The sequence below is a fragment of the Mesorhizobium sp. P2_E7 genome, assembly GCF_056403855.1.
In genome coordinates this window covers 61,951-81,714 of the sequence record NZ_JBFUER010000006.1, presented here as the reverse complement: position 1 = coordinate 81,714, position 19,764 = coordinate 61,951, and the positions used below count along the sequence as shown (strand labels likewise).

The window sequence follows — 19,764 nt, the reverse complement described above, 5'->3', positions numbered from 1 at the left end:
TTTGGAAAGAACCGAGGCCGACCGGCGCCCATCTATTTGGACGCGGCGATGCTGCACGCCCCGCTGGTCTGGAATTTCCACTTCTTGAGACCGGCCTGGCATGATCTCAATGCAGCGTCCTCCGCCGTCTTTTGGGTCTTGGCGTTCACATGGTTGCCGCAGATGAAGAATTCCGTCATCCGGGCGATCGGAGTGGAAGCATAGGCGGAATGGCCGCCGGCGGCGACGTAGTCCTTGTAGGCCTTCAAGCAGCCCCCGGTCGTGCCGACCGGAAAGTAAACCGGATAGCGCACGTCGCCCTTGCTTCCCGCCAGCGAACCGGCGGCCTCGGCGCCGGGTGCAACCAATTTTAGAAATCCCGCAAGTATCGACGCGGTCGACTCGCGCCAATATTTTAAAGTCATTTCCACCCAACCCCAACTGCCCAGTGCCGAGCAAGCAATAGCGAATATTTCTTGCGGCCGCCAGTCCGTTGACGACAATTCGCGTTGGCCTGCTTTGGGGAAATTTTTGTGCCATAAGTTCAGCTTTCCTCAACGTCAGCAACAGCTCGTCGGTATAGTTCTGCGGTCTGTTCATCGAAGCAGCAGAAAGTAACGGTTTCAGGCAACGCATTCAGTGCGAGGAAACCGCCGACGATGCCGACGGCGATCCCGCTAGCCTCGTCCTTCGGATAGCCGTAGATGCCGGTCGAGATCGCCGGAAAGGCTACCGTCCGGCAGTCATGGGCGCGTGCGATTTCGAGCGACCGGCGATAGCAGGAGGCGAGCAGTCCGGCCTCACCTTTGCTGCCACCTTGCCAGACCGGTCCGACCGTGTGGATGATGTAGCGTGCGGGTAGCCTGTAGCCCTTGGTGAGCTTTGCGTCGCCGACCTTGCAACCATGCAGCATCCGGCATTCGAATTCGAGTTCCGGGCCGGCGGCGCGGTGAATGGCACCGTCGACGCCGCCACCGCCCAGCAGCGAGGAATTGGCGGCATTGACGATGGCGTCGACATCCAGCTTCGTGATGTCGCCGGTGTGAATGCGGATCCGTTCGCTGAGCGCGCTCATCCTACATCCTGAACACGCCGAACTTCGTTTCCTCGATGTCGGCGTTGAGCGCAGCCGACAGGCTGAGCGCCAGCACCTCGCGCGTTTTCGCCGGATCGATGATGCCGTCGTCCCACAACCGCGCTGAAGAGTAGAGCGGATGGCCCTCGTGCTCGTATTTCATCAGGATCGGCTTCTTGAATTTTGCTTCCTCTTCCGCGCTCCATTCACCGCCCTTGCGCTCGATGCCTTCGCGCTTGACCACGGCCAGCACGGTCGCCGCCTGTTCGCCGCCCATCACCGAAATGCGGGCGTTCGGCCACATCCACAGGAAGCGTGGCGAATAGGCGCGTCCGCACATGCCGTAATTGCCGGCGCCGAACGAGCCGCCGATGATCATCGTCACCTTCGGCACGCGAGCGGTGGCCACCGCCATCACCAGCTTGGCGCCGTCTTTGGCGATGCCGCCGGCTTCGTATTTCCGCCCGACCATGAAGCCGGTGATGTTCTGCAGGAAGATCAGCGGGATCTTGCGCTGGCAGCACAGCTCGATGAAATGCGCGCCCTTCAGCGCGCTCTCCGAAAACAGCACGCCATTGTTGGCGATGATGCCGACCGGCATGCCTTGGAGATGGGCAAAGCCGGTGACCAGCGTGGTGCCGTAATTCTGCTTGAACTCGTCGAACTCGGAGCCGTCGACGACGCGTGAGATCACCTCGCGCACATCATAGGGCTGGCGCAGATCGGTCGGCACGATGCCGTAGAGTTCACGCGGATCGTGAAGCGGCGGCGTGGGTTCCTGTAAGGTCAGGCTTACGGCCTTGCGCCGGTTGAGGTTTTTGACGATGCGCCGGCAGATGGCCAGCGCATGTTCGTCGTCCAGCGCATAGTGGTCGGCGACGCCCGACAGCCTGGTGTGCACATCGGCGCCGCCCAGATCCTCGGCGCTGACGTCTTCGCCTGTGGCGGCTTTCACCAGCGGCGGGCCGCCGAGAAAAATGGTCGCCTGGTTGCGCACCATGATCGTCTCGTCCGACATTGCCGGCACGTAGGCTCCGCCTGCCGTGCATGAGCCCATGACGCAGGCGATCTGCGGGATGCCGGCCGCCGACATGTTGGCCTGGTTGTAGAAGATGCGGCCGAAATGCTCGCGGTCGGGAAACACCTCGTCCTGGTTGGGCAGATTGGCGCCACCGCTATCGACCAGATAGACGCAAGGCAGATTGTTCTGCAGTGCGATTTCCTGCGCCCGCAAATGCTTCTTCACCGTCAGCGGATAATAGGTCCCACCCTTCACCGTGGCGTCGTTGACGACAACCATCACCTCGGTGCCTTCGACACGGCCGACGCCCGCGATCATGCCGGCTGAGGAAATCTCCTCGCCATACATCGACCATGCTGCGAACTGGCCGATCTCGAGGAAGGGCGAGCCGGTGTCGAGCAATTGCGCCAGCCGCTCGCGCGGCAACAGTTTCCCGCGCGAAACATGGCGCTCGCGCGCCTCGTCGGAGCCGCCGCGCTCGACGCTGGCGGCCTTGTCGGCGATGTCGGCGACCAGTGCGCGCATGCGTTCGGCATTGGCGCGGAAGGTTTCGGAGGAGGGCGAGATCTGAGAGGCTAGAGTGGCCATTGACGAACCTTTTGTGATATCATATTTTAGTATCACTATGGGCTCTCGCCCTAACCCGAGAGGAGCCGACTACCACGGTATTCAATTTGGGGAGGGCGGAAAGTCATGAAAGCTGCGCACCGGCAGACACTAGACAAGATATTTGCGAATCCGGTCAGCGCTTCGATCAAATGGCGCGATGTCGAGGCATTGCTGGTGGCGCTTGGAGCCGAAGTTTCGGAAGGCAGCGGCTCACGAGTGAGGTTCACCATCGCCGACCAGACACTGTTCCTGCACCGCCCCCATCCATCGCCCGACACCAAGCGGTGGGCAATCAGGGACATCCGGGAATTTTTGACCAATGTTGGAATAGGGCCATGAAACTTTACAAGGGTTATGCCGGATCGATCGAGTTCGACGATGAGGACATGGTGTTCCATGGTCGCGTCCTTGGCATTCGCGACATCGTCACTTTTGAAGCCGAGACTGCAGAGCAATTGGTGAAGGCTTTTCAAGGCAGCGTCGACGACTATCTTGCTTTTTGCAAGGAGCGTGGCGCTGATCCTCAGAAGCCGTACTCGGGCAAGCTCGCTTTGCGCACGACACCAGAGATTCATGCGCTCCTGGGCAAGGCCGCCGCCAGCGACGGCAAATCGATCAATCAGTGGGTGTCGGACACGCTTGCCGAAGTCGCCCGCAAGCGGGTCGACGAAGGTTCGACAAAAGTCCGAACCCGCACGCACTAAACCCCCTCCGCCATGATCTCGCGTCCGATCAGCCAGCGGCGAATTTCGCTGGTGCCGGCGCCGATCTCGTAGAGCTTGGCGTCGCGCAACAGCCGGCCGGTCGGATAGTCATTGATATAGCCGTTGCCGCCGAGCAGCTGGATGGCGTCGAGCGCCATCAGCGTCGCCTTCTCCGCCGCAAACAGCACGCAGCCGGCGGCGTCCTTGCGCGTCGTCTGACCGCGATCGCAGGCAGCCGCCACTGCATAGACATAGGCGCGCGCGGCGTTCATCGTCGAATACATGTCGGCCAGCTTACCTTGCACCAGCTGGAACTCGCCGATCGGCTGCCCGAACTGCTTGCGCTCATGCACATAGGGGATCGCGACATCCAGGCACGCCGCCATCAGTCCGATCGGTCCGCCGGCAAGCACGGTACGCTCATAGTCGAGACCCGACATCAGCACTTCGACGCCACGCCCTTCCTCATGCAGCAAATTGTCGTAGGGAACCTCGACATTGTCGAACACCAGTTCGCCGGTGTTGGAGCCGCGCATGCCGAGCTTGTCCAGCTTTTGCGCCGTCGAAAAGCCGGCCATCGCCTTTTCGACGATGAAGGCGGTGATGCCGCGCGATTTCCGTTCCGGATCGGTCTTGGCGTAGACGACCAGCGTTTCGGCGTCGGGACCGTTGGTGATCCACATTTTCGAGCCGTTGAGCACATAGCGGTCGTTGCGCTTTTCGGCGCGCAGCTTGAGCGAGACGACGTCGGAGCCGGCGCCGGATTCCGACATGGCGAGCGCGCCGACCTTTTCACCCGAGCACAACGCTGGCAGATATTTCTCCTTCTGTGCTGGTGTCGCCCAACGGTTGATCTGGTTGACGCAGAGGTTCGAATGGGCGCCGTAGGAGAGGCCGACCGAGGCCGAAGCACGGGAAATCTCTTCCACCGCGATCACATGGGCGAGGTAGCCCATGCCGCTGCCGCCGAAATCGGGATCAGCGGTGATGCCGAGAAGGCCGAGCGCGCCGAGTTCTTTCCACAGATGCATGGGGAATTGATTGCTGCGGTCGATCTCGGCGGCGATCGGCGCAATTTTCTCCTGAGCGAAGCGGCGCACCAGATCGCGCAGCGCCTCGATGTCTTCGTCATGCCCGAAGCTAAGCGTGTTCGTGTACATGCCGTTCCTCCCCGAAATGGATCTTCGCGCCAACCAGGCGCATTGTCATCGAAAGATATGTCGCCGTGACTTCAGCCATCGACAGCCGCTCGCCCGGCCGGAACCAGACGATAACGCCGGTCATCATCTGGATCAGCGCCATGGCGGTGAGCCCGGTGTCATCGATGCTGAAGGCGCCCGTTTCCGCCCCCTCGCGCAGGATGGCGCGCAACTCCTTCTCATAAGCGGTGCGCATCCTCAGGATCTGCGTCAGGCGGTCATGCGAAAGGCTGCGCAACTCCATGTTCGAGACATGGGTGGAGTGGCGGCGCTCGATGTGGAAGGCGATATGGTTTTCGACATAGGCGGCAAGCCGCGTCGTCGGATCGGCGGCATCGGGGCGTGCGGCGTCCCAAGCCTTGATCAGTCCTTCCATGTGCTCGCGCATCAGCGTGAACAAAAGGTCTTCCTTGGTCGGAAAATAGCGGTAGAGCGCGGCAGCCTGGACGCCGACCTCGGCGGCGAGCTGGCGCATCGACATCGCCTCGTAGCCGAAGCGCGCGATCAGGCTGACCGCCGCCTCGCGGACAGCGGCTTCGGTCTTTTCACCATCGGATCCGGCGGTGCGCGCCATGGCCGCCTCCCTATGTCGTGCAATAATAAAACGAACGTTCAATTAATTCAAGAGGGCAATCAAAATCGTGCCGTCTAGACGATGATCCGAAAGTCGATGGGCGCGTCACGGAGTTCGAATTCCTCGGTCTCGACCTTCGAAACGGAAGCTCCCATAGGTCCTTGCCGCAGCCGTTCGACCATTGTCGAAACCCCAGCATCGGCACCGGCAATCCAGGCCGTCACCGTGCCGTCCCGTTCGTTGCGCACCCAACCCGTAAGGCCGAGCCCGATCGCTTCGTGTCGCGCCCACACCCGGTAGCCGACGCCTTGTACCTTGCCGTAGACGCGCGCCTGCACCGCCTTTTGCCGGTCATCCATCGTTATCTCCCATGCACAGAGTCTGGCGCAGGATTGGACGAAAGCAACAGGCTTGAGTGGTTGGATTGCAACTAGATGGGACAGGATCAGGATCGCGCCTTTGAGGTGAATGACGTCGTCCAGCAAATGGTTGACTAAATCAACTAATGCGATGAAGGTCGGACACTGCGGAAATGTTTCGGAGAAAGGTGCCTCACATGCCAGTCGATCGAAATGCGTTGATTGCCGAGATACGCGGCTTCAACAGGTTCTACACCTGCCTGGTCGGGCTGCTCGACGAGACGCTGACGCAGAGCGCCTACACGCTCACCGAAGCCAGGGTGCTGTTCGAACTCGGCCACCGGCCAGCTGACGTTTCTGCTGGCCCCGGCGGCGAATCGGGATTTTTGGCGAGGGCGTTCCATCTCGATCTTGCGCCTGTTGCATCGGCCCTTGCCGGCGAACTCCAGCTCCCGCCGGCCCATCTCATGCGGATCCTGAGGAAATTCATGGCCGCTGGCCTGACCGAGCTGCGTGCCGACCCGGACGATCGGCGTCGACGGATTCTGTCGCTGACGGCCCGGGGCAGTGCCGCACTGGCCACACTTCAAGCGGCGGCGAATCGTGACCTCGCCTGTCTGACTGCCGGTCTCGCCGATGATGAAGCGGCCGAGCTTTCAGATGCGCTGAAGCGCGTCACGCGGCTGCTCGGTGGTGGCGCGAAGGATTCGCAGGCTCTGCTGACGGTCGGCTGATGCCGATCCGCTTGCTGATCGAGGCCGCCGCTGGGTAGGCTTGCCGCAGGCAGTCCGGTCTAGTTCCCGCGAGCCGCCGCCAGCGCGCCGAGCAGTTCCTCGGCAAAAATGTCGAGCTCATGATCGAGGCCGACGCTGACCCGGATGCAGCGGTCGAGCCCTGGCGCCATTGGCTTGCGGATGAAGACGTCGCGCGACAAAAGGTTTTGCAGCACCTTCAGCGCGAAGGCGCCGTCCTGGCCGCAGTCTATGGTGACGAAATTGGTCGCCGACGGCAGCGGCTTCAGTCCGTTCGCCTCGGCAATCCCCGCTATACGTGTGCGTCCGGCAGCGACCCGCGCCACCACGCTGTGCAGCCAGTCCTGGTCGGCAAGCGCTTCGACGCCGGCGATCTGCGCCATGCGGCTCACGCCGTAATGGTTGCGGATCTTCTCGAAATCGCGGATCACCTCAGCCTCCGCCACCGCGTAACCGCAGCGAATGCCGGCCAGCCCGTAGGCCTTGGAGAAGGTGCGCATGCGGATGACATTGGGCCGCGCGACATCGATCGGCGGCAGTGTCGAGGCCGGCCCCAACTCGCCATAGGCCTCGTCGAGAACCAGCATCGTGGTTTCCGGCAACGCTTCGATGAAGCGGGAGATATCGCCCGCGTCCCACCAGCTGCCCATCGGATTGTCGGGGTTGGAGAGATAGACCAGTGGTGCTTTTTCCCTGGCGACAGCTGTGAGCAGGCCGTCCAGGCTTTCCTTGTCGTTTTCGTAAGGCACGGTGACCAGCCGGCCGCCGACACCGGCGATGTGGAAGTTGAAGGTCGGATAGGCGCCGAGCGAGGTTACCACGGCATCGCCGGGCGCCGCATACATGCGCGCAACCAGACTGAGCAGCCCGTCTATGCCTTCGCCCACCACCACGTTTTCGGCACCGACGCCGAGATGGCGGGCCGCCGCCTGCTTCAGATCGTAATTGTCGGGGTCGCAATACATCCACTGGTCACGCGCAACGCTCTCCATGCGGGCGATGACGCGCGGCGACGGCCCGAAACTGCTCTCATTGGCGCCGATGCGAGCGCGAAACGGGCGGCCGCGGTCACGCTCCTGCGCTTCAGGCCCGACAAACGGCACCGTAGAGGGAAGCGCGCCGACAAGCGGCGTGAGGGCAGGGCGCTGGCGCATGGCAAAAGGCTCACTCGAAAAGGGCCTTCTTGCTAGCGTGGAGGCATGTTGGGCGCAAGATGACAATGCCGCACTGGATTTCGCCGATCCGTTTTGCTAGCGAAATGGAATGAGCAACCGATTGCCACCCGCTTGGGCCAAGCACCTTAAAACCCAAGCATCGCCGAAGGGCGCGCCGCCGAAGGTTGGGCAGCCGAAACCTCAGCCCACAAAGGCGGCTCCGTCTCGCGACGATATGATGTTGAGGCAGGCGCTCGAGTTCCAGCAAGAGAAACGATTGCCTGAGGCGGAAGAGCTCTGTCATCGCGTTCTGGCGAGAACGCCCGAACATCCGCTGGCCCTCTATATACTAGGGACGATGGGGATCGGGTACGACGAGGAAAAGGTCCTGCGGTATTTTGGTCGGGCGATCGCGCAGGAGCCTCGAAATCCCTACTACCACCTAAGCCTCGGTCAAGCCTATTTGAGGCTCAGCGAGTTTACACCGGCGATTGAACACATTCAGTACGCACTGGCATTGAAGCCGGATCTGGTGGAAGCGCTTTGCGCCTTGGGCGATGCATACAATTCGTTTGACAAGGGCGAAATGGCGCTGCCGCTTTTTGAGAAGGCGCTCAGGATCGACCCGGATCATCCCGAGGCCCGATTGGGGCTGCCTCGTGCGCTGGCAAGCCTCGGCCGTATGGACGAAGCCGCCGTTCGTCTCAAAGAGGCAATAGATCGGCGTATCGCGGTACCTGCTGCCTACAATGCACTTGTACGCACGCGCAAGTTCACTGAAGAGCCACCAGAACTCGCGGCGATCCTGACGGAGCTTCAGGACGCCGACCACGGATCCGAGGGAGCGGCGGCGCTTCATCATGCGGCGGGAAAGCTGCTAAACGACCTCCGTCGCTACAAGGAGGCGATGGATCACTTCAAAAAAGGAAATCAAGCCGGCGGCCAGAGCTTCGATGTGCAATCCTACCGTCGTTGGGTGGATGCCCTGATCGAAACCTTTACACCGGATCTGGTGGCTTCTAGGACTGCTTCTGGCAATGCCTCGGAGGTGCCCGTGTTCGTAGTCGGGATGCCTCGCTCGGGCACAACACTGACTGAGCAGATCTGCGCCAGCCATCCCAATGTTCATGGCGCCGGCGAGTTAGCAAAGCTTGGGCGCACATCGAATGGGCTCGGTCTTAGGCATGGTTCCGACATAAGCCCGGGTGAGGCGATCGCATCGATGACTCCACAGCTGTCCAGGGCGCTGGCTGCGGAGCATCTTGCCTACCTGCGCGAGCGGGCCCCGGATGCGCGTCGAATTGTCGACAAGATGCCTCACAATTTCGAGCTGGTCGGCCTGATTGGCATCCTTTTCCCCAACGCGCGCATCATTCATTGTCGCCGCGACGCCATTGACAACTGCATCTCCTGTTTTGTCCTGCAACTCAGCGAAGGGCATAGCTATAGCGCCGATCTGGAGACACTGGGGCTTTACTACCGGGAGTATGATCGTCTGATGCGGCATTGGGACAAGATTTTCCCGGGCCGTATCTTCGAAAACCGGTACGAGACGTTGATTGAAAATCAAGAGAAGCAGTCGCGCCGTCTCATAGATTATCTCGGACTACCTTGGGACGATAGCTGCTTGCGCTTTTTTGACCGGGGCGGCTCCGTAAAGACCTATAGCAATTGGCAGGTGCGCCAGCCGATCTATACGTCGTCCGTCAAGCGGTGGACGAATTACGAAAGCGAGATCCAGCCACTGATCGAGGCATTGGGCGATCTTGCCAAGGTTTGACTGCTATCGTCTGGATTAGGATCGGCGATTCACATCGATCGCTCGGGCCGTGGCCACGGAATGGTTGGCGCGCTGCGCGCGAGCCTTACCATGTTGCCGATTGGAACCAAGGCACATGACGGCCGGTGCATATCAGCAGAAACCCGGCGGTTGCCCGCCGGGTTTCTGTCTTCAATCAGGCGTGACCTGTTAGAACGAGCGCTGGAAGCGGAGGAGACCGCCGACGCTGTTCTTGCCGTCTGCATTGGTGAAGTTGACGGTCGAGGAATGGTCCGCGTTCCATTGGTCAAACTTGCCGAAATGATCGTAGTCGACTTCGGCCGTTACCGTGAAGCCGGGAACAACGTCGTAAGCGACGTTCGCCGCCACGCCATAGTTCTTGTCCTCATCGCCCGACACCTGGAGGTTGAACGAGGTCTTCTCGTTGAACTTGTAGGTGCCGCCGGCCCAGAACGCCCAGTTGCCGCCCCAGATCTTGTAGAAGCCGCGGTCGTGGGCGTCGATGAAGTTGCTCGGGTCATTGAGATTGTCGTCGCTGCCATAGCCGGCCATACCGAACAGTGACAGTTCGTTGGTCACGTTCCAGTCCACACGGACCTTGCCGGCGACTTCTTCATAGTTGCTGTCATAGGCAACAACGCCGGTGATGGCGCCCCAGCCCTGCATGTACTTCACGCCGCCGACGACATGCGGAACGTAGCTGTCGATGGTTCCCACGACGCCCGAGCCTTCTTCGAGCGAAACGACGGCCGAGAAGCCGTTGCCCGCGTCGAAATAGTACTGGACGACGTTGGTGTCGAAGTCGCCGTAAGGAACGATCGTATCCTGGATGACGTTGCCGGCGTAGCCGATGAACGTATCGAAGGCCGATTCGTCCTTGCCGACACGCAGGCCGCCGAGCTGGATCCAGGCGAAGTTCAGCGAGACATTCTTGTTGCCGGCCGGGTTGCCGATCGGGTCGCCGGAGGTGCTGAAGCCGCCGTAGTTGTTCCGGTTGCCGAAGTTGAAGCGGGTCTCGGTGTAGGTCTTCAAGGTGCCGAGTTCGGTTTCCTGGCCGGTCCAGGTCTTCAGCGTGAAGCGGGCGTTCTTGTAGAAGGTATCCTGCTCGTCGCCGTCCTTATGGTCGAAGGACTTCGCGCCGTCGAACGAACCGACGTCGCCGACGCCGATGTCGTAGCGGACATAGCCGCCGATGCGCAGGCAGGTTTCGGTGCCGGGGATGTAGAAGTAGCCCGAGCCGTAAACGTCGCAAATCTTGACGTATTCAGCCGGTTCCGGCTCGACGACGACGACGGCGTCGGCGGCGCGCGCACCGGAAACTGCGATCAAGGCCGCAGCGGAGCCGAGAAGAAGGCTCTTGATGTTCATTTTCTGACCTCCAGTCAGAATCGGAAGCGGAGGTCAGTGAAAAGCAGGTCGTTGCCCTTCTTTTCTGTTTTATTTCAAGCAGATGAGCCTCTTTGGCGGTCAGTTGGAGCTGTTCGCAAAAAACCGCTTGCTCGCAAAAGCCTTGCCTGACCCGGTCTTGAAATATCGCTCGAGCTGCCGTGCGTTGGCCTCGGTTTCAACTCCGATATAGGCCTTCAAGGCCACAGGCAGGTGAGCCTTTGTCGACGCCACATGGCCTGATCGGTGAGATTCGAATCGGCGTCGAAGGTCATTTGTCGATCCGACATAGACATCGCCGTTATGGAGCTGCAGGAAGTAGACGTACCACATGGTCCCCCTACGCTACTTCGTAGCTTCGGGCGACACTCCTACGCCCAAAATGCGGTTCCGGGTGGCCTGCCACCCGAAGCCCGCAGGGCGTAGGGTGGCGGAGAGGATGGGATTCGAACCCACGAGAAGCTTTTGACCTCTACTCCCTTAGCAGGGGAGCGCCTTCGACCACTCGGCCACCTCTCCGTTGCGCCGGTGGATAAAGAAAAGCGCCGGCACAATCAACAAGCCGGCGCCATTATCCGTGAAAAATCCGGATTCGGCTGCTGCAGCCCCTTCGCATGCGGCGATTCTGCGGCAGCTCCTTGGCCAGCGAGTCGGCGACGGAACCGCATTTTCGGCCGGCGATTGCCGGATTCGGCCGTATTTCGAGGCCCTGGCCAAGGCTTCCGCGCTCTTCGATAGTTAATGAGAGCTTTCTGACTGAGGCCAAATCGTGTCATTTGTGCAACAACGCCAGGGGATAGCGCCCGGATAGGCCTTTTGCCGGTACGATCGTGGTTGAACGCCGCCGCCTCATGGGTAATGTCGAATTCGAAGGAGCGGCGCGGTGCGCATCTTTTTCGGTAGTGGGGATGGGGCAGGGAACGCTGTCCTTCAGCAAAGAATACCCAGACCCGTTTTTTAACTTTTGACTGGAGGTCAGAAAATGAACATCAAGAGCCTTCTTCTCGGCTCCGCTGCGGCCTTGATCGCAGTTTCCGGTGCGCGCGCCGCCGACGCCGTCGTCGTCGCCGAGCCGGAACCGGCTGAATACGTCAAGATTTGCGACGTTTACGGCTCGGGCTACTTCTACATCCCCGGCACCGAAACCTGCCTGCGCATCGGCGGCTATGTCCGCTACGACATCAGCGGCGGCGATGTCGGCTCGTTCGATGGTGCCAAGACCCTCGACGTGAAGGATGGCGACGAGAATGATACCTGGCGCAAGAAGGCCCGCTTCACGCTGAAGACCTGGACCGGCCAGGAAACTGAACTCGGCACCTTGAAGACCTATACCGAGACTCGCTGGAATTTCGGCAACCGCAACGACTATGCCGCCAATTCCACCACCGATGACAATTTTGCTGGCAACTCGGGCGTCTCGCTGAACTTCGCCTGGATTCAGCTCGGTGGCCTGCGTGTCGGTAAGGACGAATCGGCCTTCAACACGTTCATCGGTTACGCCGGCAACGTCATCCAGGATACGCTGGTTCCCTATGGCGATTTCGACACCAACGTCATCCAGTACTACTTCGACGCTGGCAACGGCTTCTCCGCCGTTCTCTCGCTCGAAGAAGGCTCGGGCGGCGGCACTGATGGTTCCTACGGCAAGGGTACGATCGACAGCTACGTTCCGCATGTCGTCGGCGGCGTGAAGTACACGCAGGGCTGGGGCGCCATCACCGGCGTCATCGCTTATGACAGCAGCTACGAAGAAGTCGCCGGCAAGGTTCGTTTGGACATCACCCCGATGCAGAACCTGTCGCTCTTCATCATGGGCGGCTACGGCACCGACGACAACTACACGGATACGAGCTATGCCTTGGCAGCCGGCGGCCGCGGCTTCTACAAGCAGTGGGACGGCAATTGGGCAGTCTGGGCTGGTGGCACCTACACCATCAACGAGAAAACCTCGTTCAACGCCCAGGTCTCGTATGACGAAGGTGAGAACCTCGGCGTCGCCGCGAACATCGCCTACGACATCGTCCCCGGCCTGACGATCACGGCCGAAGTCGACTACATCAATGCAGGCAAAATTGATGAAGTCGATACGCGTGGCACGAACCACAACTGGACCAATATTGGTGCCGGCGACGACGACGCCATCGGCGGCATGCTCCGCTTCCAGCGCTCGTTCTAAGGGCTGGCTTTATACAGGTGAATACCAGCCCGGGCGCTTCAACGCCCGGGCTGTTTTGTTTCGTGACTGGGTCAAGACAAGCAGAAGGAAAAGGGGGAATCGGCAGCTGAACAGTCCGTAAGGGTGAGTTCGTGGGATCCGCTGATGGGCGGATGAATTCACAACTGCGTGATTAAATCTCTTGAAAGGACGCTTCCAAGCGGGTAGGTCTGACTCTATCCACTCGGGGGTGTGGCATTTGATGACCATCGAAGCGATACAAGAGGGTGATCCCTCCGAACATTTCTCAATGTTCTCTTCTCAAACCTCGAAGATAAAATACAGCTACAACAAGATCAGAGAAGTAAAGTCGCACAGGGTCGGAGAGCTTTTTTCAGCATACCGGGACATACTCTGGGATGATGGGCGGCATAAATACAATGTCAGTTCCTTCATCGGCGAAATAGACGAGATTCTCCTCGGAGAACGGTTCAGCGCCTTCGACCAGAGCACCCTCGACAACCTTATTGGCACCTTGCGCCAGCGCGGCAACAGCAACGCAACCATCAATCGAAAGATGGCTGCCCTCAGCAAACTGCTGCGCAAGGCTTACAAGATGGGGGATATCCACAGCCTGCCCGAGTTCCGCCGCCAGAAGGAGCGGGCGGGACGCATTCGTTTCCTCGAAAGGGACGAAGAGGCAAGGTTGTTCGCCGCCATCAAGAGCCGCAGCGAGGACGCCTATCGTCTCTCCGTCTTCCTCGTCGACACCGGCTGCCGCCTCGGCGAAGCGCTCGGACTGATCTGGAACGATATCCAGGAACACCGCGTCTCGTTCTGGATCACCAAATCCGGCCGCAGCCGCACCATTCCGATGACCGAACGGGTCAAAGAGGTGATCAAACTGCCGCCTTCAGAGGGCCGCAGGCCCAAGGGTCCGTTCACCAAACTCAGCCAGGCGCAGTTTCGCGCCATCTGGAACGATGCGAAAGCCGAGGTCGGTCTCGGCGCCGACGACCAGGTGGTTCCGCACATCTTGCGCCACACCTGCGCTTCGCGTCTGGTCCAGGGCGGCATCGACATCCGGCGCGTGCAGATGTGGCTCGGCCACCAGACGCTTTCGATGACCATGCGCTACGCGCATCTGGCCACCAACGATCTCGACGGCTGTGTCGTCGTGCTGGAAACGCCGCGCGGCGAGGGGCCGTCGGGCGAAAGCTCGGCCTTCGCATCGCCGTTGACCACGGTTTCAGCGGCAGCGCCGACAAAAAAGAGCGAAGCGGCTGCGGCGAAGCCGGCCAAGGCGCCCAGGAAAAGCTCGAAAGCCAAATAGTTCTGTCGAGCGTTCATATACTGGAACGGAAACCCCAGGATCATATTTGATCTTGGGGCTTACTTTATCTAAGCTGCATTCTGTGCCTTCAGCAGGAAAGCTGCAATGGCGCCGGGCAGATAGCCTGTGTCCAGGAAGGGGGCGTGGCCCTGGCCCTCGACCGTGATCGCTTCCATGCCGGGATGGCGCTTGCCCATCTCTTCCAATGTCTCCACCGACAGAAGTTTCGAGTTGGCACCGCGTATGGCAAGCAGTGGTATGGCCACCAGCGCCTCGAACTGCGGCCACAGATCCGGAAGCGGCTTGCTGAGGTCCAGGCCCGCCACCGTCTCGACCAGCCGTGGGTCGAAATCCGGCAGCAGCCCCTGATCGGTCTCACGGTAGAGGGCCGACACCATCCGATCCCAATCCGGCAAGGTGAGGGCGGGAAAATCCGCGCCATGCGCGACGCGTTGCGCCTCAATAGCCTCGGTCCGGCTCTTCGGTTTCGGCGCCGGGTCGAGATAGGTTTGGATGTGAGCCAGACCCGCAGCCTCGATCACGGGGCCGATGTCGTTCAGCACAATGGCTTTCAGCGCCGCCGGCCGCAGCGCACCGAGCACATGAATGATCAACCCGCCGCGCGACGTGCCGATGAAGGCCGCTTCCTCAACGTTCAGAGCGGCCAGCCCTGCGAGGATGTCACCGGCCTCGATGCCGACATTGTAGTGGCTGATATCAGGGTCGTAGGCCGACAGGCCGCGGCCGCGATAGTCGAAGGCGATGACCTTGCGCGGATTATCAGCCCGCTTCGACAGGTAAAGCGCGAGCTCATGAAAATCGCGCGCGTTGCGGGTCAGTCCGGGCAGACAGACCACCGGCCACGCTGGCGAATTCGTCTCGCCATAGACGCGGGCGTGAAGCCTGAGCCCATCTGGCGCTGTGTAGAAAAAGTCGGAAAAGCCGTCCGTGCTCGACATCTGAAGGGGTTCCCTGGTCGGATCGTCGCCGACTGCTACAGGTGAGGGGTGGAGCGGTCAAATAAGGTCTTCCCTTCCCCCCTTGTGGGGGAAGGTGGATCGGCGCGCAGCGCCGAGACGGATGAGGGGTGTTCCAGCGGAGTGAGACGTTGGTGTTCCCTGGAACACCCCTCATCCGACCTCGCTTCGCGAGGCCACCTTCTCCCACAAGGGGAGAAGGGAGGGAGCCCTCAACTCCGCCCGTTCACCAGATCGCCGACAATGTCATACTTCCCCGAAATGCGCATCTTGTAGACTTCGTAATTCTCCATCACGCGCTGCACGTAGCTTCTGGTTTCCGTGTAGGGAATCCGCTCGATCCAGTCGACGACGGCGTCGATGTCCTTGCCGCGCGGGTCGCCATATTTGGCCACCCATTGGGCGGCGCGGTTGGGGCCGGCATTGTAGCCGGCGAAGGTCAGCACATAGGAGCCATCGAAGCGGTCGAGCTGCTCGCCGAGGAACGCCGCGCCCAGCGTTGCGTTGTAGCCGGCATCGCTGGTCAGCCGATCCTGCGAAAAGATCAATCCCGCCTTTTTCGCCAATTGCTTTGCGGTGCCCGGCATCAGCTGCAGCAGGCCGCGCGCGCCGGCGCTGGAGACGGCGCCGACATTGAACTCGCTTTCCTGGCGCGCAATGGCATAGGCCAGTGCCTTGCCCGAGCCGGAAATGTCGGCGGTGTCGGGAATGACGCCGAGTGGATGCGACAGCGCGCCGACATCGATGCCGCGCGCCCCGGCGATCTTGCCGACCTTCAGCGCCATGAAATGATTGCCCTGCTTTTCCGCCAGCACGGCCAGCAGCGCCAGTTCGCCGGGGCTGGTCAACTGTCCGGCGAGGTCGCGGTAGAGCGTCTCGGCATAGCGGTCATAGCCCGCCTCCTGCAGCCGCTTGATGGCGCTGACAGCCTCGCGGCCGTCAAAGCTTTGGCGGTCTGCGGCGCTTGGCTCGGGATAGACGATGTTCAGCGTGCGCAAACCAACCCGTTCCGCCGCCAGCTGCCCGTAGAAAGTGGTGCCATAGGTGGCCGCTTTGGTGAAATAGCTCTTCGCATCGCCGGGACCGCCGACTTCTGCCGCGCGGCCAAGCCAGTAATAGGCGCGCGACAGCGACATCGGCCCCTGCGCAAGATCGGCGATGCGGGCAAAATGTCCGGACGCGGTGCCGGGATCGTTGAGGCCTCGCAGCGCATACCAGCCGGCGTGGAATTCGGCCTCGGCGGCACTGGCGGAGCTTTCGGCGGCATGCGCGGCAACGATCTTGTAGGCGGTCTTCCAATCGCCCTGGTCGACCAGTGCGCGCGACAGCACGCGGCGCTCGACCCACCAGGCATCGGGATCGACCAGCGCGTCGCGATCGGTTGGCGCTTTCATCACCACTGCGGCGGCGTCAGCAAACTTCCGCTGCTTGCGCAGATATTCGGCTTGCGCGAAGAAATAGCCGGCCGAACGCTGCTCGACGGGCACCGCCTTCAACAGCTTGGCCGTGATCTTGTCGCCACGCGAGGCGGCGGCCCAAGCATCGGCCAGCGGTTGCGCGCCGGCAAGGGCTGCGACCCGCAGCGCCGAATTCTCCCGGTCGGCATAAAACATGCGTTCCATGCGGAAACGATGGTCGGCAGCCGGGATGATGGCGCCAAACTCGCTGATGACGGCCGCCTCGTCCCTGGCTTCCAGCTTTTCGGTGCGCCAGAACGGCGACAAAACCGAGAGCGCCGCCTTGGTGTTGCCAAGCGCCACATAGGAGCGAGCAAGGATCACCACACCTTCGAAGGTCAATGGCTGGCTTCCGTCAAAGGCTTTCACCACGGTCTGCGGCGACGGGCTTTCCCGGTAGAGCGCGCGCTCGCTGTTCTTGCGCAAGGCGATGGTGCCCGGCCAGGTCGGCAGCATCTTTGCGGTATCGGCAATCTCGCTGCTCGGCACCCGGTCGCCGCCATAGAGCGCGATCGCCCAAGCAAGGATATGGCGGTCCAGCGAGTTGGCCGGCAATGTTTCGCGCACGGCGCGTGCCGCGGCAATATCGCCGGTCGCCAATGCGTCGAGACCGCCTTTCAACACGATGATACTGGCGGAAGGCGCATCAGTCTGCGTTCCGTCCTGCAGGCCCTTATCCTGTAGACTGGGCATCGGGATCGATGAGGTCGTCAGCTCATCGACGCTCTCGTTCGCCGCCGTCCCCGCTATCAGCAGGGCAACGGCGCCAAGCAATGCGAAGCGGAGGGGCCGACTGGCCGGCATGGTCCTGATCTTTCCCTGTTGCGGCACTTTAGATGGCAAGCCCAGGTGCCTGAGAGCCTAGACTTAGGTCGTGAAGAGCCCGTAAACAAAGGGTTATCGAGGCTGTTCGAATTGCGCTCGCTGGCACCATCGCCATGCTTGCCGCTGAACAGTGTCGAGACTATGGTGCGCGGCTTCGCTTTCGGCTAGAAGGCGCCGACGCTAAAACACGTCAAGAAACCCTAGAAGTCCCAAGGAGTTGGACGACATGCTGAGAGGCTCGCTTACTGCGCTCGTGACACCGTTCGAAAAGAGCGGGCGTTTCGACGAGAAAGCCTTTCGCGCTTTCGTCGAATGGCAGCTCGCAGAGGGCACTACGGGCCTCGTCCCGGTCGGCACCACTGGTGAGTCGCCGACGCTGTCGCATGACGAGCATCGCCATGTCGTCAAGGTCTGCATCGAGGTCGCCAAGGGCCGCGCTCCCGTCGTCGCCGGCGCCGGCTCCAACAACACCGCGGAAGCGGTCGGCCTGGTGCAATATGCCGAACAGGCGGGCGCCGACGCGGCATTGGTCGTCACGCCCTATTACAACAAGCCGACGCAGCGCGGCCTCTATGAGCATTTCGCGGCTGTCGCCAGGGCGACCAGCCTGCCGATCATCATCTACAACATCCCGCCGCGCTCGGTGATCGACATGATGCCCGACACGATGGGCCGGCTGGCGCACGACTTCAAGAACATCATCGGCGTCAAGGATGCTACCGGCAAGGTCGAGCGTGTGTCCGAACAGCGCGCCACCTGCGGCAAGGATTTCATCCAGCTTTCGGGCGAGGATGCCTCCGCGCTCGGCTTCAATGCCCATGGCGGCGTCGGCTGCATCTCGGTGACGTCGAATGTCGCGCCGCGGCTCTGCGCCGAATTCCAGGAAGCGACACTGTCCGGCGACAGCGCCAAGGCGCTGGAATTGCAGGACCGCCTCTTGCCGCTGCACAAGGCGATCTTCCTCGAGCCCGGCCTGTGCGGCGTCAAATACGCGCTGTCGAAGATTGGCAAGGTCGAGAATGTGGTGCGCTCGCCGCTGGTGACGATCGAGGCATCGACCGCCGAGAAGATCGATGCGGCGATGAAGCACGCCGGCTTGATAAATTGAGGATGAGGCGCCACCTCTCCACATCATGAATCAAGTCAGAAAAGCTGATCCCAACAACAAGACCGTTGCGGAAAACCGCAAGGCGCGGTTTTCCTATGAGGTGCTCGACACGGTCGAGGCCGGCCTTGTGCTGACCGGAACCGAGGTCAAGTCGCTGCGCCAGGGCCAGGCCAACATCCAGGACAGCTATGCCTCGGTCGAGGGTGGCGAGATCTGGCTGATCAATTCCTACCTGCCGGAATATCTGCAGGCCAACCGCTTCAACCACGAGCCTAGGCGGCGGCGCAAGCTGCTGCTCAACAAGCGCGAGATGGCAAAGCTGTCGCAGAGCATCGAGCGCGAAGGCATGACGCTGGTGCCGCTGAAGATTTATTTCAACGATCAGGGTCGCGCCAAGCTTCTGCTCGCTGTCGGCCGCGGCAAGAAACTGCACGACAAGCGCGAGACCGAAAAGCAGCGCGACTGGTCGCGCGAGAAGGGCCGATTGCTCAAGGAACGGGGCTAAGAACTTCGGTCAGCCCCAGAAAAGCCGGACATCGGCTTTCAAGTCTCGAACAGCCACAGCAGCTATAGACGACGGGGAGAGGCTTGAAGAACCGGATCATCCTCTGGGGTGCGGCCAGTCTGGTCGTTGTGGGCCTCATCGCGGCAGGCGGCTTCTTCTATTTCCAGACCTTCTCGCCGGATCGCGACAGCTATCCGGTCAGGGGCATCGACGTTTCCCATCATCAGGGTGAGATCGACTGGCGGCGCGTCGCCGCCGACGATGTTGCCTTCGCCGTCATCAAGGCGACCGAGGGCGGCGACCATGTCGACGATGCCTTTGCCAAGAATCTGCGCGAGGCGCGCGCGGCCGGTCTTGCGGTCGGCGCCTATCATTTCTTCACTTTCTGCAGGCCGGGCGCCGACCAGGCGAAGAACTTTATCTCGGTCGTGCCGCACGACCAGCCGCTGCTGCCGCCGGTCGTCGACATCGAATTCGGCGGCAATTGCCCGCTACGCCCGTCGCCGCAGCAACTGAGAGCCGAACTTCAGGCGTTCCTCGGGCCGGTTGAAGCCGCGTTCGGCAAGCCGGCGATCATCTACCTGACTGACGAGGCCGAGGAGGCCTATCTCGGACAGATAGCTGTGCGTCGGCGCTGGCTGCGCTCGCTGGCGATCAAACCGAGCGAGGACGGCTGGATCTACTGGCAGTACCACAATATGGGCCGGGTCGCCGGCATCGAGGGCGATGTCGACCTCAATGTGCTGCAGGGCGGGCAGCAAACGCTGGCCGAGTTGTTTGCGCCATCCGCACAACCGTCGCCATCGCCCTGA

The 19,764-nt window shown here is 61.2% G+C and carries 20 protein-coding genes and 1 tRNA gene; 9 read left to right on the top strand and 12 right to left on the bottom strand.

Features of this window, described 5'->3' with window-relative positions; all coding sequences use genetic code 11:
- Positions 1–32 precede the first annotated feature (32 nt).
- The 3 genes from AC1DYC_RS26045 to AC1DYC_RS26035 are packed head-to-tail and all read right to left on the bottom strand — an operon-like array spanning position 33 to position 2,663.
- Positions 33–482 (bottom strand): hypothetical protein, encoded by a 450-nt coding sequence (locus AC1DYC_RS26045; RefSeq protein ID WP_477410623.1) that lies wholly within the window; start codon positions 480–482, stop codon positions 33–35.
- 41 nt (positions 483–523) lie between these two features.
- Positions 524–1,054: an O-acetyl-ADP-ribose deacetylase gene (locus AC1DYC_RS26040; RefSeq protein WP_477410622.1), complete on the bottom strand. Its 531-nt coding sequence runs from the start codon at positions 1,052–1,054 to the stop codon at positions 524–526.
- A 1-nt stretch (position 1,055) separates the two neighbouring features.
- Positions 1,056–2,663 carry a carboxyl transferase domain-containing protein gene (locus tag AC1DYC_RS26035; protein ID WP_477410621.1) on the bottom strand — a complete coding sequence of 536 codons (1,608 nt, stop codon included), beginning with the start codon at positions 2,661–2,663 and terminating at the stop codon, positions 1,056–1,058.
- A gap of 105 nt (positions 2,664–2,768) precedes the next feature.
- On the opposite strand from AC1DYC_RS26035, the gene AC1DYC_RS26030 reads away from it, so the two are divergent.
- On the top strand, positions 2,769–3,023 hold the full coding sequence (locus tag AC1DYC_RS26030) for a type II toxin-antitoxin system HicA family toxin (protein WP_192256661.1): 255 nt from the start codon (positions 2,769–2,771) through the stop codon (positions 3,021–3,023).
- Positions 3,020–3,388, top strand: coding sequence for a type II toxin-antitoxin system HicB family antitoxin (locus AC1DYC_RS26025; protein WP_477410620.1), 369 nt, complete (start codon positions 3,020–3,022; stop codon positions 3,386–3,388). Before AC1DYC_RS26030 ends, AC1DYC_RS26025 begins: the two co-directional genes overlap by 4 nt.
- Here the strand turns inward: AC1DYC_RS26025 and AC1DYC_RS26020 are convergent.
- The 3 genes from AC1DYC_RS26020 to AC1DYC_RS26010 form a co-directional block, all read right to left on the bottom strand.
- The gene (locus tag AC1DYC_RS26020; protein WP_477410619.1) at positions 3,385–4,548 is read right to left on the bottom strand and encodes an isovaleryl-CoA dehydrogenase; all 1,164 of its coding nucleotides are present in this window, start codon (positions 4,546–4,548) and stop codon (positions 3,385–3,387) included. The two genes, AC1DYC_RS26025 and AC1DYC_RS26020, sit on opposite strands and share 4 nt — an antisense overlap.
- Complete coding sequence (locus AC1DYC_RS26015; protein ID WP_477410618.1) at positions 4,529–5,161, bottom strand: TetR/AcrR family transcriptional regulator; 633 nt, start codon at positions 5,159–5,161, stop codon at positions 4,529–4,531. Before AC1DYC_RS26015 ends, AC1DYC_RS26020 begins: the two co-directional genes overlap by 20 nt.
- Positions 5,162–5,235: 74 nt before the next feature.
- Positions 5,236–5,520 carry an acylphosphatase gene (locus AC1DYC_RS26010; RefSeq protein ID WP_477410617.1) on the bottom strand — a complete coding sequence of 95 codons (285 nt, stop codon included), beginning with the start codon at positions 5,518–5,520 and terminating at the stop codon, positions 5,236–5,238.
- Positions 5,521–5,717: 197 nt separating this feature from the next.
- Between AC1DYC_RS26010 and AC1DYC_RS26005 the strand changes: the two genes are divergently transcribed.
- On the top strand, positions 5,718–6,254 hold the full coding sequence (locus AC1DYC_RS26005) for a MarR family winged helix-turn-helix transcriptional regulator (protein ID WP_477410616.1): 537 nt from the start codon (positions 5,718–5,720) through the stop codon (positions 6,252–6,254).
- A 59-nt stretch (positions 6,255–6,313) separates the two neighbouring features.
- On the opposite strand, the gene AC1DYC_RS26000 is transcribed toward AC1DYC_RS26005, so the two are convergent.
- On the bottom strand, positions 6,314–7,426 hold the full coding sequence (locus AC1DYC_RS26000; RefSeq protein ID WP_477410615.1) for a pyridoxal phosphate-dependent aminotransferase: 1,113 nt from the start codon (positions 7,424–7,426) through the stop codon (positions 6,314–6,316).
- Positions 7,427–7,535: 109 nt separating this feature from the next.
- Between AC1DYC_RS26000 and AC1DYC_RS25995 the strand changes: the two genes are divergently transcribed.
- Complete coding sequence (locus AC1DYC_RS25995; RefSeq protein WP_477410614.1) at positions 7,536–9,206, top strand: tetratricopeptide repeat-containing sulfotransferase family protein; 1,671 nt, start codon at positions 7,536–7,538, stop codon at positions 9,204–9,206.
- A 189-nt stretch (positions 9,207–9,395) separates the two neighbouring features.
- On the opposite strand, the gene AC1DYC_RS25990 is transcribed toward AC1DYC_RS25995, so the two are convergent.
- The 3 genes from AC1DYC_RS25990 to AC1DYC_RS25980 all read right to left on the bottom strand — a co-directional run bounded on the left by AC1DYC_RS25990 (position 9,396) and on the right by AC1DYC_RS25980 (position 11,111).
- Positions 9,396–10,574: a porin gene (locus tag AC1DYC_RS25990; RefSeq protein ID WP_477410613.1), complete on the bottom strand. Its 1,179-nt coding sequence runs from the start codon at positions 10,572–10,574 to the stop codon at positions 9,396–9,398.
- Positions 10,575–10,673: 99 nt separating this feature from the next.
- Entirely contained in the window at positions 10,674–10,925 is a 252-nt protein-coding gene (locus tag AC1DYC_RS25985; protein ID WP_477410612.1) for a GIY-YIG nuclease family protein, read from the bottom strand.
- 95 nt (positions 10,926–11,020) lie between these two features.
- Positions 11,021–11,111, bottom strand: a tRNA-Ser gene (locus tag AC1DYC_RS25980).
- A 463-nt stretch (positions 11,112–11,574) separates the two neighbouring features.
- Here AC1DYC_RS25980 and AC1DYC_RS25975 point away from each other — a divergent pair.
- Entirely contained in the window at positions 11,575–12,768 is a 1,194-nt protein-coding gene (locus AC1DYC_RS25975) for a porin (RefSeq protein ID WP_477410611.1), read from the top strand.
- A 289-nt stretch (positions 12,769–13,057) separates the two neighbouring features.
- Positions 13,058–14,080, top strand: coding sequence for a tyrosine-type recombinase/integrase (locus AC1DYC_RS25970; protein ID WP_477410610.1), 1,023 nt, complete (start codon positions 13,058–13,060; stop codon positions 14,078–14,080).
- A 68-nt stretch (positions 14,081–14,148) separates the two neighbouring features.
- Here AC1DYC_RS25970 and AC1DYC_RS25965 read toward each other — a convergent pair whose 3' ends face one another.
- Positions 14,149–15,039, bottom strand: coding sequence for an alpha/beta fold hydrolase (locus AC1DYC_RS25965; protein WP_477410609.1), 891 nt, complete (start codon positions 15,037–15,039; stop codon positions 14,149–14,151).
- A 230-nt stretch (positions 15,040–15,269) separates the two neighbouring features.
- On the bottom strand, positions 15,270–17,318 hold the full coding sequence (locus AC1DYC_RS25960) for a lytic transglycosylase domain-containing protein (protein WP_477410608.1): 2,049 nt from the start codon (positions 17,316–17,318) through the stop codon (positions 15,270–15,272).
- 247 nt (positions 17,319–17,565) lie between these two features.
- Between AC1DYC_RS25960 and dapA the strand changes: the two genes are divergently transcribed.
- The 3 genes from dapA (at position 17,566) to AC1DYC_RS25945 (ending at position 19,764) form a co-directional block, all read left to right on the top strand.
- Entirely contained in the window at positions 17,566–18,447 is an 882-nt protein-coding gene (dapA, locus tag AC1DYC_RS25955; RefSeq protein WP_477410607.1) for a 4-hydroxy-tetrahydrodipicolinate synthase, read from the top strand.
- Between the two features lie 25 nt (positions 18,448–18,472).
- Positions 18,473–18,952 carry an SsrA-binding protein SmpB gene (smpB, locus tag AC1DYC_RS25950; RefSeq protein ID WP_025583626.1) on the top strand — a complete coding sequence of 160 codons (480 nt, stop codon included), beginning with the start codon at positions 18,473–18,475 and terminating at the stop codon, positions 18,950–18,952.
- Positions 18,953–19,035: 83 nt separating this feature from the next.
- The gene (locus AC1DYC_RS25945) at positions 19,036–19,764 is read left to right on the top strand and encodes a glycoside hydrolase family 25 protein (protein WP_477410606.1); all 729 of its coding nucleotides are present in this window, start codon (positions 19,036–19,038) and stop codon (positions 19,762–19,764) included.